The sequence below is a fragment of the Rossellomorea sp. LJF3 genome (assembly GCF_037046045.1).
Classification (GTDB): Bacteria; Bacillota; Bacilli; order Bacillales; family Bacillaceae_B; genus Rossellomorea.
On sequence record NZ_JBANLY010000016.1, the window covers coordinates 48,930 to 62,193 of the forward strand.

19 protein-coding genes and 1 riboswitch are annotated in these 13,264 nt (G+C 44.8%); of the genes, 9 read left to right on the forward strand and 10 right to left on the reverse strand.

The window, feature by feature from the left end; genetic code table 11:
* The first annotated feature begins 72 nt into the window (after positions 1–72).
* Positions 73–588: a gamma carbonic anhydrase gene (locus V8G47_RS15040; protein ID WP_261749848.1), complete on the forward strand. Its 516-nt coding sequence runs from the start codon at positions 73–75 to the stop codon at positions 586–588.
* 114 nt (positions 589–702) lie between these two features.
* On the opposite strand, the gene metK is transcribed toward V8G47_RS15040, so the two are convergent.
* Entirely contained in the window at positions 703–1,905 is a 1,203-nt protein-coding gene (gene metK, locus V8G47_RS15045) for a methionine adenosyltransferase (RefSeq protein WP_336200842.1), read from the reverse strand.
* Between the two features lie 216 nt (positions 1,906–2,121).
* Positions 2,122–2,265: riboswitch (SAM riboswitch) on the reverse strand.
* A 319-nt stretch (positions 2,266–2,584) separates the two neighbouring features.
* Between metK and pckA the strand changes: the two genes are divergently transcribed.
* Entirely contained in the window at positions 2,585–4,174 is a 1,590-nt protein-coding gene (gene pckA, locus V8G47_RS15050; RefSeq protein WP_336200843.1) for a phosphoenolpyruvate carboxykinase (ATP), read from the forward strand.
* A 61-nt stretch (positions 4,175–4,235) separates the two neighbouring features.
* Here pckA and V8G47_RS15055 read toward each other — a convergent pair whose 3' ends face one another.
* Positions 4,236–4,385 (reverse strand): lmo0937 family membrane protein, encoded by a 150-nt coding sequence (locus V8G47_RS15055; RefSeq protein WP_106298475.1) that lies wholly within the window; start codon positions 4,383–4,385, stop codon positions 4,236–4,238.
* A gap of 182 nt (positions 4,386–4,567) precedes the next feature.
* Here V8G47_RS15055 and V8G47_RS15060 point away from each other — a divergent pair, with 182 nt between their 5' ends.
* Entirely contained in the window at positions 4,568–5,359 is a 792-nt protein-coding gene (locus tag V8G47_RS15060) for a GNAT family N-acetyltransferase (protein ID WP_336200844.1), read from the forward strand.
* Positions 5,360–5,396: 37 nt separating this feature from the next.
* Here the strand turns inward: V8G47_RS15060 and V8G47_RS15065 are convergent, their stop codons facing one another.
* Complete coding sequence (locus tag V8G47_RS15065) at positions 5,397–5,957, reverse strand: biotin transporter BioY (protein WP_336200845.1); 561 nt, start codon at positions 5,955–5,957, stop codon at positions 5,397–5,399.
* Positions 5,958–6,122: 165 nt separating this feature from the next.
* On the opposite strand from V8G47_RS15065, the gene V8G47_RS15070 reads away from it, so the two are divergent.
* Entirely contained in the window at positions 6,123–6,455 is a 333-nt protein-coding gene (locus tag V8G47_RS15070) for a hypothetical protein (RefSeq protein ID WP_336200846.1), read from the forward strand.
* A 39-nt stretch (positions 6,456–6,494) separates the two neighbouring features.
* Here the strand turns inward: V8G47_RS15070 and V8G47_RS15075 are convergent, their stop codons facing one another.
* Both V8G47_RS15075 and V8G47_RS15080 read right to left on the reverse strand, forming a co-directional pair.
* Positions 6,495–6,737 carry a DUF2584 domain-containing protein gene (locus V8G47_RS15075; protein ID WP_336200847.1) on the reverse strand — a complete coding sequence of 81 codons (243 nt, stop codon included), beginning with the start codon at positions 6,735–6,737 and terminating at the stop codon, positions 6,495–6,497.
* A gap of 26 nt (positions 6,738–6,763) precedes the next feature.
* Positions 6,764–7,534, reverse strand: coding sequence for an alpha/beta hydrolase family protein (locus tag V8G47_RS15080; RefSeq protein ID WP_336200871.1), 771 nt, complete (start codon positions 7,532–7,534; stop codon positions 6,764–6,766).
* A 199-nt stretch (positions 7,535–7,733) separates the two neighbouring features.
* Between V8G47_RS15080 and V8G47_RS15085 the strand changes: the two genes are divergently transcribed.
* From V8G47_RS15085 to V8G47_RS15095, 3 genes are all read left to right on the forward strand, one after another.
* Positions 7,734–8,735, forward strand: a complete 1,002-nt coding sequence (locus V8G47_RS15085) for an ABC transporter substrate-binding protein (protein WP_442970864.1) — start codon at positions 7,734–7,736, stop codon at positions 8,733–8,735.
* A 69-nt stretch (positions 8,736–8,804) separates the two neighbouring features.
* The gene (locus V8G47_RS15090) at positions 8,805–9,581 is read left to right on the forward strand and encodes an ABC transporter ATP-binding protein (protein WP_336200848.1); all 777 of its coding nucleotides are present in this window, start codon (positions 8,805–8,807) and stop codon (positions 9,579–9,581) included.
* Positions 9,562–10,362 (forward strand): ABC transporter permease, encoded by an 801-nt coding sequence (locus tag V8G47_RS15095; RefSeq protein ID WP_034765514.1) that lies wholly within the window; start codon positions 9,562–9,564, stop codon positions 10,360–10,362. Before V8G47_RS15090 ends, V8G47_RS15095 begins: the two co-directional genes overlap by 20 nt.
* Here the strand turns inward: V8G47_RS15095 and ytkD are convergent.
* The 3 genes from ytkD to V8G47_RS15110 all read right to left on the reverse strand — a co-directional run bounded on the left by ytkD (position 10,352) and on the right by V8G47_RS15110 (position 11,704).
* Positions 10,352–10,825, reverse strand: a complete 474-nt coding sequence (ytkD, locus tag V8G47_RS15100) for an RNA deprotection pyrophosphohydrolase (protein WP_336200850.1) — start codon at positions 10,823–10,825, stop codon at positions 10,352–10,354. The two genes, V8G47_RS15095 and ytkD, sit on opposite strands and share 11 nt — an antisense overlap.
* A 94-nt stretch (positions 10,826–10,919) precedes the next feature.
* Entirely contained in the window at positions 10,920–11,258 is a 339-nt protein-coding gene (locus V8G47_RS15105; protein ID WP_034765509.1) for a hypothetical protein, read from the reverse strand.
* 56 nt (positions 11,259–11,314) lie between these two features.
* The gene (locus V8G47_RS15110; RefSeq protein WP_224522110.1) at positions 11,315–11,704 is read right to left on the reverse strand and encodes a phage holin family protein; all 390 of its coding nucleotides are present in this window, start codon (positions 11,702–11,704) and stop codon (positions 11,315–11,317) included.
* 211 nt (positions 11,705–11,915) lie between these two features.
* On the opposite strand from V8G47_RS15110, the gene V8G47_RS15115 reads away from it, so the two are divergent.
* Entirely contained in the window at positions 11,916–12,161 is a 246-nt protein-coding gene (locus V8G47_RS15115) for a DUF6154 family protein (RefSeq protein WP_060672906.1), read from the forward strand.
* A 56-nt stretch (positions 12,162–12,217) separates the two neighbouring features.
* Here the strand turns inward: V8G47_RS15115 and V8G47_RS15120 are convergent, their stop codons facing one another.
* Positions 12,218–12,400, reverse strand: coding sequence for a polyribonucleotide nucleotidyltransferase (locus tag V8G47_RS15120; protein WP_336200851.1), 183 nt, complete (start codon positions 12,398–12,400; stop codon positions 12,218–12,220).
* A 159-nt stretch (positions 12,401–12,559) separates the two neighbouring features.
* On the opposite strand from V8G47_RS15120, the gene ytzI reads away from it, so the two are divergent.
* A complete protein-coding gene (ytzI, locus tag V8G47_RS15125) occupies positions 12,560–12,730 on the forward strand; it encodes a YtzI protein (RefSeq protein ID WP_229594227.1) in 171 nt (56 codons plus the stop codon).
* 41 nt (positions 12,731–12,771) lie between these two features.
* Here ytzI and V8G47_RS15130 read toward each other — a convergent pair whose 3' ends face one another.
* Positions 12,772–13,245, reverse strand: coding sequence for an S-ribosylhomocysteine lyase (locus tag V8G47_RS15130; protein ID WP_034765503.1), 474 nt, complete (start codon positions 13,243–13,245; stop codon positions 12,772–12,774).
* Positions 13,246–13,264: the final 19 nt, after the last annotated feature.

The window sequence follows — 13,264 nt, forward strand, 5'->3', positions numbered from 1 at the left end:
TTTGTAGTTCTCTCCATGAATGAATTCTGCTACCATTATTATAATAAATATTATTGAAAGGGGTAGTAAAAAATGCTCTATCCATATTACGATAAAAAACCCATCATCGCACATTCGGCATTCATCGCCGATTATGTGACCATCTCCGGGGACGTGGAGATCGGTGAAGAATCGAGTATCTGGTTCAACACCGTCATCAGGGGGGATGTCGCTCCCACTAAGATCGGTGATAAAGTAAATATACAGGATAACTCCATTCTTCATCAGAGTCCAAATAACCCTCTTATCCTTGAAGATGAAGTGACTGTCGGACATGGGGTGATCTTACATAGCTGCAAGATCAGGAAAAAGGCATTGATCGGCATGGGTTCCATCATCCTCGATAATGCCGAAATCGGCGAAGGAGCGTTCATCGGAGCCGGAAGCCTTGTCCCCCAGGGGAAGGTCATCCCGCCAAATACCCTTGCGTTCGGACGACCGGCAAAAGTCGTGAGGGAGCTCAATGAGCACGATATCAGTGAAATGAAGCGCATTTCAAGGGAATACGCAGAAAAAGGACAGTATTATAAGAACATCAAACCGTTTTAACTTCCTATACTTGGGATACCCCATCCTCCTTGAGAATACTCATGGAAGATTTTCTTGTGATGATCATCAAAAAAGACCAACACCCCAAAAAGTGTTGGTCTCTTCTATCTTTCCTTATTCGCCTAATGCTTCTGCTTTCAACGCATCCGCTTTGTTCGTGCGTTCCCAAGGAAGATCGATGTCGTTGCGGCCGAAGTGTCCGTAAGCAGCTGTCTGCTTGTAGATCGGACGACGAAGGTCGAGCATCTTGATGATCCCTGCAGGACGCAGGTCAAAGTTATTGCTCACAACGTCAATTAATACATCTTCTGAAACTTTCCCTGTTCCAAATGTATCAACGGAGATGGATACGGGCTTCGCCACACCGATTGCATACGCTAATTGAACTTCACATTTTTCAGCAAGTCCTGCTGCCACGATGTTCTTCGCTACATAGCGCGCTGCATAAGCCGCTGAACGATCCACTTTCGTTGCATCCTTACCAGAGAAGGCACCGCCACCGTGACGAGCGTATCCGCCGTATGTGTCAACGATGATTTTACGTCCTGTCAGTCCTGCATCACCTTGTGGTCCACCGATTACGAAGCGGCCAGTCGGGTTGATGAAGTATTTCGTTTCTTCATCGATCAGTTCTTTCGGTACAACCGGATCGATGACATATTCTTTCAGGTTGCGCTGGATTTGCTCAAGCGTCACTTCCGGGTGATGCTGAGTCGAGATAACGATCGTGTCGATGCGGACCGGCTTATCGTTTTCATCGTATTCAACGGTTACTTGTGTTTTTCCATCCGGACGAAGGTAAGGAAGGATTTCTTCTTTACGTACTTCCGTTAAGCGACGGGAAATTTTGTGTGCAAGGGAAATCGGAAGAGGCATAAGCTCTTTCGTTTCATTACAAGCGAATCCGAACATCAACCCTTGGTCACCTGCACCGATTGCATCGATTTCTTCATCCGTCATTTGACCTTCACGGGCTTCAAGGGCCTGATCGACACCTTGAGCGATATCGGCAGACTGCTCATCAATGGAAGTCAAAACCGCACATGTTTCAGCATCAAAGCCGTATTTCGCACGGGTATAGCCAATTTCACGGATCGTTTCACGAACGATTTTCGGGATATCGACATACGTATTCGTAGTGATTTCACCGGCAACGAGCACAAGACCCGTTGTGACAGATGTTTCACACGCTACACGTGCATTTGGATCATTGGTAAGAATTGCATCAAGAATTGAATCAGAGATTTGGTCACAAATTTTATCTGGATGTCCTTCGGTTACGGACTCAGATGTAAACAGACGACGTTTAGTTGACATCAAGGTTCCTCCTTAAGCATATTTGTCAGAACGATTCTTCTGACAAAACAGTAAACAGATACGGTACTCATTTCCCTAAGTAGTATGAAGTAAACATGATTCTTTTATAAATAAATCATGATTTATGTGCATGTGGTCCACTATAAACAGAAAAAACCCTTCCTCAGGAAAAAAAGCTTCAGAGGAAAGGTTTCAGATCATAGCCGCGCCTTTTCTCTCTTATCGTTCAAGGTTTTAGAGACCTTGCCTCAGTTTAGCACCTTCGCTTAATCGGATTCATTAAAGAAATGGATCCATTCACTATTTAGCAGGTTGCTGGGTTTCATAGGGTCTGCTCCCTCCACCAGCTCAGGATAAGAGTATCCGTTCAAGGAACAATGATAACGGTTAGGACAAGTGGTGTCAACTTTTTTTCGAATGACAGGTTTAACCATTCATTTCATGATTTCAGCCTGTTTTTCATCATCAAAATAACCTAATGGGGTAATGAGGCTAAACATTGCATGATACATTTCATATAAATAAGAAGAAACAGGCTTTATTCGGTCAAGAAATGTGACAAAATGAAGACACATTATAAAATTAAATAAATAGTATAGACTAATAGCTTGATTGTGTTATACTATTTTTGTGAAGAAAACGATACCATTAAATAAATTTATATAAAGGAAGGGTTCTAATGAATTCAGTGAGCATGTCTAATGAATTAACAGAATTACTTAACGGTCAAAACATTCAGGAACAATTATCTGTTTCTCAACTAGTCGAAAAGGTCCTTCAGCGAAATGAAGGCGTTTTAACATCATCAGGTGCAGTCAGAGCAGAAACTGGTAAATACACAGGACGCTCTCCTAAAGATAAATTTATTGTGGAAGAACCAACGACGAAGGATAAAATCGAGTGGGGTTCTGTCAATCAACCGATCTCTTCGGAATCATTCGATAAATTATATACGAAGGTCATCTCATACTTAAAAGAAAAAGAAGAAGTTTTCTCATTTAAAGGGTTCGCAGGCGCCGACCCAAAACATAGACTGCCGATTCAAGTGATCAATGAGTTCGCCTGGCATAATCTATTTGCCCACCAATTATTCATCCGTCCTCAAACAGAAGAGTTAAAAGATCATCAATCCGAATTCACCGTGATTTCAGCTCCTAACTTCAAAGCTGATCCTGAAGTCGACGGCACTCACTCTGAAACGTTCATCATCGTTTCATTTGAAAAAAGAATCGTATTGATCGGCGGTACGGAATATGCCGGTGAAATGAAGAAATCCATCTTCTCGGTCATGAACTATGTACTTCCTGAATCCGACATCCTTTCCATGCACTGCTCTTCGAACGTCGGTCGTGAAGGCGATGTAGCATTGTTCTTCGGATTGTCCGGTACAGGGAAAACCACCTTATCCGCAGATCCAAACCGCCGCTTGATCGGTGATGATGAGCACGGTTGGTCCCCGAACGGCGTATTCAATATCGAAGGCGGATGCTATGCTAAGTGCATCGGGCTTACACGTGAAAAAGAACCTCAGATCTTTGATGCGATCCGTTTCGGTTCCGTCCTGGAAAATGTCGTTCTGGATGATATGTCCCGCATCGCGGATTATGATGATAACACTTTAACAGAAAACACGCGTGCTGCCTACCCCCTTCAAGCGATGGAAAACATCGTGGAGCCAAGTATCGCAGGACACCCAAATACGATTGTATTCTTAACAGCTGATGCTTTCGGCGTATTGCCTCCGATCAGCAAGCTGACAAAAGAACAGGCAATGTATCATTTCTTAAGTGGATATACCTCGAAGCTTGCAGGTACGGAGCGTGGAATCACTTCACCACAAGCAACTTTCTCAACTTGCTTTGGATCTCCATTCCTTCCGCTTCCTGCCACTCGTTACGCAGAAATGCTCGGGAAGAAGATCGATGAGCACAATGCACAGGTATTCCTCGTGAATACGGGTTGGACCGGCGGAGAATACGGAGTGGGGAATCGCATGAAGCTTTCCTACACCCGCGCCATGATCCAGGCGGCCCTTGAGGGTGAACTTACGAATGTGGAAACGGCAACAGACGAGATTTTCGGCCTGAACATCCCGGTTCACGTTCCTGGTGTTCCAGACGAAGTGCTTCAACCTAAGAAGACATGGTCCAATGAAGCGGCTTATGAAGTCAAAGCAAAAGAACTTGCTCACAAATTCAACGAGAACTTTAAGAAATTCTCGAACGTCCCTTCTGACATCGAACAAAAAGGCGGCCCGTCCGTTAAATAAATCACGTAACTAACATACAAAGGTCCGTCCCTCAAATCTGAGGGACGGACCTTTGTTATCGTTATAGCCCTTTTTTGCGGCCGGTGATTCTGTTAAATAAGAATACGACAACGGCGATGATCAGTAGAACGTGGATGACAGCTCCACCGATTTTAAAGATCAATCCTAGTAACCAGAGAACTAATAAGATTCCGATGATGGTCCAAAGCATGTGTGCTCCTCCTTAGAACTGTTATAGAAAAACTGTTATTGATCATAAGTTTCCCTAAAAGATGAATTTTAAAACCACTACCATTTCCCTATTCTTTTATCATGATTCCAAAGAAAATAACACTTTACTAAATATTACTAATTTTGGTATGATTATGATTAAATTTCACAGGGGGAATAAAGATGATCAGACAGCTTACAGAGAAAGATCATGCTATATGTCAGCAACTCATTCAGCAGCAGCCTGCTGAGAACTTGTTCATCATCGGGGACATCGAAGCCTTTGGGTATGAACAGGATTTCCAGAAGATTTGGGGAGACTTTGATGAGGAAGGAAATCTCAGAGGGATCCTCCTCAAATACCGGGAAAACTTCATCCCCTTTTCCATGGGGGAATTTGACGCAGAAGGCTTCGCCGCCATTATCAACGAGACAGAAGACTACAGCATCGTTTCAGGATTAAAACGGATTGTCACTGAAGTTGAACCCTTCTTATCCAGGGATATCAACTCGAAAAGACATATGTATTATGCCAAATGTGACAATACCTCCTCCATGGAAGACCGGGAGCTGCCGCATGTTAAAGAAGCTTCTTTAACCGATTTACCGCAACTTGTGGAGCTATTGAACGCTATTCCGGAATTCAGCGGAGGAGACTTTACCGTAGAGAAAAGAAAGCATGGGATGGAAAAGGGTGTTGCCCGCAGTTACTATGTAGAAGAGGACGGAAAGTTCGTTTCTTCCGCTTCCACAACGGCGGAGAACAGCATGTCCGCCATGATCGTCGCCGTATGCACCCATCCTGAGTACAAGAAAAAGGGCTACGCAACAGAGTGCATGACAAAGCTTTGCCGTGACGTTTTGAACGAAGGAAAAGAACTATGCCTTTTTTATGATAATCCTGAAGCAGGAAAAATTTATAAGCGTATTGGCTTTAACGATATCGGTTATTGGTCAATGTATAAATTCAAATAAAAAAAGTGGATTCCTAAAAATAGGAGTCCACTTTTTCTTATGCTGCCACGTTCCGGTTCTGGATCAATTTCGCCTGTACCAACCGTTTTCTTACGGTGATTCCAATCCAGCTTGCCAGGAATGCTTTAATCAGTCCGACGACGATAAACGGATAAACCCCCGCTGCCATCGCCTGACTCCAGCTGAGATCCGCTACAAATTTCAGTTGGATGGTCCCAAGGATCAACGTGATGATCATGCCGACGGTGTTGGCGATCATCGCCATCGGAATCGTAAATCTCGTTTTTTCAAGGATGAGTCCTGTCAAGTAAGCCGCAATGATAAATCCGAAGATATAGCCTCCGGTCGGACCGACCAGGACCTGTGCCCCTCCACTGAAACCGGCAAATACCGGGACCCCTACCGCGCCGAGTGCCGCATAGCAGATCAAGGAAAGCGCACCGTATCTGCTTCCAAGAATCGTAGCCGTGATCCCGACTGCCAGGGTTTGGCCGCTGATGGGAACGAGTGGCAGTGGTATTTCAATCTGTGCGAAAATTCCTGTCATGGCAGCAAAGATGGCACAGTGAATGATCATCCGCAGTTTTTCTCCATTCATTTGTAAATCCCCCTTATGTATGTAAACTTATTATACTTTTAAGTTTACACAAATCCAAGGAATTAAGGAAGCACCATTTCCATAAAAAAAGCGGAAAAAATATCATGTTAGCGTACAAGCTTGAATATCTTTTGAGTATGTGCCGAATGGAAAAGGAGGAGACATATGAAGCGTCTGGCCGTATTGGTGTTATGTGTATTCGTATTGAGTGCCTGCGGGGAGAAGAAACCTGCATCGTATGAATTATGCGGGTATGGGGATATGATGGTCGTGAACGACAAAGAATACGTGAAGGTATCCGCCGAGAAGAAACTCACCCTTAAGGAAAAGGTTGGATCCATTAAAGAAAAGATCGAAACCAAGTATCATCCCGTCAATAATTTCACCGCCAACACGCTGGCGGAAGGTACCCCCATTTATAGCGTAAAAGATCACAAGAACTATCTTATCGCCCAAACGAAGGATAACCGCTATCTGCTATATGAGGAAATCAAATAAAACGGAAGGCTGTAAGCATTTGTTTACAGCCTTCCGTTTTTAATTGGTGGAATTGAGGGAAATCAGCCGGTAGACGATCGTCGTTTTCTCTTCCTTCCACTCTATCTTTTCAATCCTCCCGAAACCGCTCGGATCACTGTGCTTCGTTTTTTTCACATCAATGGGAAGATGCATCGGATATAGGCGGTATCCGTCCTTTTGAAGTTGAAACAGATTCTCCTCTTTTCTCACTTCTTTTCCTTTTGTCACAATCATCGTATTTAACTCAAGACCCATGCCCATCTTATTTGACCTCAATCCTTATTCATTTATTGATTTTTCATCCATGAACAGAGTAGGGAAACGATTTCTTGGTTCTTCCGGGGCGGAAAATAGTGTGTAAACTCTTTGAAGTAATGGGACGAAATCCGCTTCCCGAGCTCCTTCAACCTTTTTTCTAATCTATATGCATGCTCGACGGAAACGTTCTGATCTTTTTCACCGTGGATGATCAAGACCGGTGCCTCAAGATTTTCAAGTGAATAGAGGGGAGTCCTCCATTCGTATCTTTCGGGAACTTTATTCGGGCTTCCCCCGATCACCCGCTTCATCATTCTCCGCATGTCCTTTCGTTCATCATACGTCAAGAACATATCAGACACGCCTCCCCATGTGACGATGGACGTCACGTCCCGGCTCTCGATCCCTGCCATCAGGGCCATGACGCCGCCCCTCGAGAATCCGAATACATGGATGCGATTCTTTGCCACCCGGGAGTGTTCTTTCAACAGTTCCACTCCTGCAACAGCATCTTCACGGTCATCCCCGGCGAAATCCTCATTCCCTTCTCCCCCCAGGTTCCCCCTGTAATATGGCGCAAACACGATGAATCCGTGTGATGCGAACTGGGCGATCCTGGCGGGCCTGACCATGCCGACCCCTTTGATCCCTCCCCTTAAGTAGAGGAAACCGTCGTATGTACCCTTTAAAACAGGCTCAGCCAGTAAGCCCTTCACCCTCAGTCCCGAGGATATATAGGTGATTTCATATAATTCAACATGTGGGTTCGGAGAGGGAAACAACGTTTTCTTCACGATCATTCCGTTCTTCATATTCTCTTCCTTTCAAAACGTGCTATGGGTATTCACACATTTTTTATACTCTACATAGACTATTTTAGCAAATAGAATTCACGTTGCTTTATGACCATCCTACCCTACTGCCAACTAAATAAACAAGGCACAGCTGCACTCATCCCGACTACTGATTACCTGGAAAAAGTAAAGGAGGAAGATTGAATTGAAAAAATGGATTCGAAGCGGTTTAGGTGTACTCCTCATTCTCACTTTGACCATCGGATTGACTGCATGTGGAGAAAAAGAGGAGGCGGTCCAAAAGGTTCGTGTAGCGGAAGTGACCCGCTCGATTTTTTACGCACCTGAATATGTAGCGATCGAAAAAGGATTCTTTAAAGAAGAAGGACTAGACATTGAACTGACCACCACATGGGGCGGGGATAAGACGATGACCACCCTATTATCAAACGGCGCGGATGTCGCCCTGGTCGGCTCTGAAACGTCCATCTACGTCCATGCACAAGGGTCGGATGATCCCGTCATCAACTTCGCTCAATTAACCCAAACCGACGGTACGTTTCTCGTCTCCAGGGAAAAGGTGGAGAACTTCGAATGGGATCAGTTGAAGGGTTCGACCTTCCTTGGCCAGCGTAAAGGCGGCATGCCGCAAATGGTCGGGGAATTCGTATTGAAGCAGCACGGCATTGATCCCCAAAACGATTTGAACTTGATCCAAAACATCGATTTCGCCAATGTTGCCAATGCCTTTGCATCCGGTACCGGCGACTATGTCCAATTATTCGAGCCGACAGCCTCCATCTTTGAACAAGAAGGAAAGGGACATATCGTCGCTTCCTTTGGCACCGAATCAGGGCATGTGCCGTATACAACTTTCATGGCGAAAGACAGTTATATGAAAGAAAACAAAGAAACGGTGGAGAAATTCACGAAAGCCCTTTACAAAGCTCAGCAATGGGTGGAAGAACATTCAGCGGCCGACATCGCCAAAGTGATTGAGCCATATTTCGAAGATACGGAAGTGGACCTGATTGAAACGGTTGTCGACCGGTATAAATCACAAGGGTCCTTCGCAACAGACCCGATCCTGGATGAAGAAGAGTGGAACAATCTTCAGGCCATCATGGATGAAGCAGGGGAACTCCCTCAGTCCATCGATCACAAAACGCTCGTAAACACTTCCATCGCTGAAAAAGCAGCGAAGTAGCAATACCCGGGGGCTGACACATGTCAGCCCTTCCGTTGTAAAAAAATTCGAAAATGGAGGCTTAAAACAGTGAACTTTCTATCGATCGATTCCGTCCACCACACCTACTTCTCACCGAAAACGTCCACCCATGCCCTCACAGACATTTCATTGCAGGTAGAAGAAGGGGAGTTCGTCTCATTCATCGGTCCATCGGGGTGCGGAAAGACGACGCTGCTTTCCATCATTGCCGGTCTCATTCAACCTATAGAAGGAACCGTAACCTTAGACAATAAGCCCATCAGGAATATGAAGAAGAAATTGGGATATATGCTTCAGCAGGACTATCTGTTTCCGTGGAAGACGATTGAAGAGAATATTTTCCTCGGTTTGGCCATTATGGGGAACCTGACAGAGGATAAAAGAAAAGAAGCTCATGCTTTATTGAAGGAAATGGGCCTTGAGGGTGTAGAGACATCCTACCCACGGGAATTGTCAGGGGGAATGCGGCAACGGGTAGCGCTGATCCGGACACTCATCACCGAGCCTCAACTGCTTCTCCTGGATGAACCTTTCTCTGCACTTGATTATCAAACGAAATTGAAGTTAGAGGATCTGGTGTTTTCCACTTTGAAATCCTTCGGGAAAACGGCCATCCTCGTCACACATGATATCGGCGAAGCGATTTCCATGAGTGATCGCATCATTTTATTCGGTTCGAAACCGGGGCGTGTTCATATTATATTCGAAGTGCCACAACCGTTAAAGGGATTGATGCCCTTCGAGGTCAGAAATCATGAAGCGTATCCGGAATTTTTCCAGAGTATTTGGAAGGAGCTTGAGAAACTTGAATCAAGAATCGATTAAACAAAAACACCAGGAATACATTCAATCATTGAAAAGGGAGCAGCGATGGGTTTGGTTTTATCAAGCCCTTATTTTCACCGTCTTCTTCTCACTGTGGGAGATCGCCAGCCGAAACAGCTGGGTGGACCCCCTCATCTTCAGTTCGCCTTCGAAGATATGGAAGCTGTTCATCGTGAAGTTGGGCGACGGGAGCCTTTTAGCCAACCTGTCTGTGACACTTGGGGAAACCGTCATCGGATTCATCCTCGGCACCCTGCTTGGGACCCTGCTTGCCGCTTTACTTTGGTGGTCTCCGTTTCTTTCGAAAGTATTGGACCCTTATCTTGTCATCCTGAACGCCATGCCTAAGGTCGCCCTCGGACCGATCCTGATTGTCGGACTTGGGCCCGGCTTCACGTCCATCATTGCCATGGGGACCGTCATCTCTGTCATCATCACCACCATCGTCGTCTATACATCCTTTCGGGAAGTCGACCCGAACTACTTGAAGGTGATGCAGACATTCGGTGCGAAACGGGGACAGATGTTTAAAGAAGTCATCCTTCCCGCTTCCTTCCCTACGATCATTTCGACCTTGAAAGTCAATGTAGGGCTATCCTGGGTCGGTGTCATCGTCGGTGAATTCCTTGTGTCCGCCAAAGGTCTCGGATACATGATCATCTACGGATTCCAGGTCTTCAATTTCACCCTTGTCCTTCTCTCCCTACTCGTCATAGCCGTATTCGCAACCATTATGTATAAGCTCGTGGAGCAGCTCGAGAAGAAATGGATCAAGTCATAAGATCGAGTTCTCTCACTCTTTTCAGGGCCGATTCCACCACCCGATCCTTCATGATGAAACTAAAGGAAGGGTCTTCGTGAATCTGTGTAAAATCACCGTCCCAAAGCACGGATCCTTCTGTTTCCAGGTAATCATCTTTTTGGATCATCTCTTCTGCTTCCGCAAAGAAAATCGTTTTGACAAATGGAGTATGGTCAAACACCTTATATTCCCCAATGAAAAGAGGCTCTTTGATCACTCCCCCCGTTTCTTCAAACGTTTCGCGAATCGCAGCTTCCCCGAGGGTCTCCCCCTTTTCCCTCTTCCCCCCTGGAAACTCGAGACCCCTTTTTTTATGACGGGTCAATAACCATTTGCCATTATAGCGGCAGATCACAAGGACATGGCAGGACTCCTGTTGAAACTGCCCCTTTTGAAAGGATAATTCTACTCTCTTGCCATTTTCATCTATAAACTGTTCCATCTACGTCACCTCATCCGTACACACTTTCTTTCATCTAACCACAAATAAAAAGCATTGGTCCACAGATATCACTTCTGAACCAACACTTTTATCATTACTCGTGATCTTCATGGGGCTTGGAGTCGAGGATGCCTATGCTTTCGATGAAAGTCTTGACGTCTTCATCTCCCAGCCGGTGAAGCATTTCATACACTTGATGCAGGTTTTCATCATAGGCATCATTTTCCCGGTCAAAATGATATTGAACATAAGGAACGTGGGCCCTGTAGAAATTTTGCCAGTCGACCGAATGATTGGAATCGAACACTTCCCGGAGCTGGGTGATTTCTTCATCGGTCGCAGATATTTTAAAGTTCCATTCGGAATCCGTCGAGCTTCTTGAAATTTCACCGGTGGCCACTTCAATATAATAATCATGTCGTTCTTCGCTCATCTTCCCACTCCTTCACTGTACTTACCCTTCATTTTCCTCAATTGACGGAATTCTATTCACTTGGATTTCTTCTTCAACACTTCAACCGCTTTCCGCAAAAATTCCGGTACGGGCACACCGGCTCTCCCGACATTCTCAATGATCGAAATCAACTCATTACATAAATAAAAAATAATCGTCGCATTACGAATAAAGTGTTGATTTGTTAGTATAGTATCAATAAGGTGAGCAACGGTGACAAGCGAGAAAATAAGCACTTTTCGGCCGATTCCCTTCATCCCGAATTTGCTTGACAGCTCACCTTCTATCCCGCTCGCAATCATTCCTGTGAAGTAATCGAGGGTCACGGCGATCAACAGAAACGTAATCAGCATGTCCCACTCTCCGAATAAATTAAGAATAAGGGCACTGAGACCCGACCCAACGAACAGCAAGCTTTTCTCCAATTAAAGCATCTCCTTTTCGTAGTGGCTGGTTTTATCGCAGACAACCTTTTCATCACCAATGCAGCGACTTCGCTCCGGCTAAGGCAGCACGCCTTTACGCGGTTAAAAAGTCCGATAAAAGGGTAAAGACAAATAAGAGTTGTCCTAGCATAATATGTAGAGTAATTCATAAACGTTCATGTTAAAATGAAACAAAAGGGAGGTGAAGTGCATGAAGTTAATCGAAGAGATTTATGAAATGTACCGTGGAAGAATCAAAGGTACCGACGAAGACTTAGACCTCATTGCCCTTACAATCTTAGAAGATACATCCAGGAATGAATTATTGGAAATGATCCAGGAAATGGAAACAGAAGAATTGCAATACTTCTTCCGCTTATACATATTTGAAACATTGAAAGAAAAATGGTCCAACAGCGAGGAACGGGTGAGACTGGAGAAGAAAAGCCTTCATTAAGCCGAAATCTTTTCGCAAAAAAAGCGTTGCCCCGATTACCCGGAGCGACGCTTTTTTCATCCTTTTATATCCACTGCATGTCCTTTACTTGGATGAGGAGCAGGTTGACTGGCCTGCATATCCCTCATCATCACCGTGACCTGAGCCGCTTGAGTCGCCATCTGGCTCTTCAGCAGGTTCATGCTGAGCGTCCTCTGAAGCTCAGCCACCTGTTTTCCCATCATAGAAGACATTTCCATGGTATCTTCCCCCTTGCTTCGTCTTTCAAGGATCGTGCATACTATATTCAGAATAACAAACATCCAATGGAAAACATAGGAAACGTCATAAAAGTGTTGTTTTTTCTCTTATATGGCTGATCCTTATATGGTAAAATAGTGAAAAAAGGGGGTTTCATGATGTCAATGACTCTTGTTCTAATTATTGCGGTTGTCATATGTATCCTGGTGATTTTCGTCAGTGCCCTTACAACGTCCAAAGCCTATACAACCGTTAAACATACAGTCGATCCACTCGAAAACAATCCTCACCTCGAACAGATGAAACAGGATGAGGAAAAGAAAGAATAAATTCAAAAAAACCACCGCTCATGATGAACGGTGGTTTTTCTTTATGCAAATACTTGCTTCAATTCTTCATTGCTCTGACTCAGCCAGAAACGCATCAGTTTCTTGGCCCCTTCCAGGTCATGAAGCTTCGCCTGCCCGCATTGCTTCTCATTGGCTGCAGGAATTTCTTCGATTTCTACCGCTTCTTTCATGGTAGCATTCAACAGGTCGATGATCTCTTCCACTTTCGGCTCACCGCTGACGACTAAATAATAGCCCGTTTGGCAACCCATCGGGGAAATATCAATAATATCAAAATGAGCATACGGCTCAGCATATTTACGGATCGTGAAGGCTAATAAATGCTCAAGAGTATGAATGGAATCAGGCTTCATCGCCTGCTTGTTCGGCTGACAGAAACGGATATCAAACTTATTCACAAGTCCGTCGCTTCCCACTTTATGGACACCGCAATGTCTCACATATGGTGCTTTCACTGCATCATGATCTAATTCAAAGCTTTCTACTGAAGGCATTAAAATCACTCCCATTTAG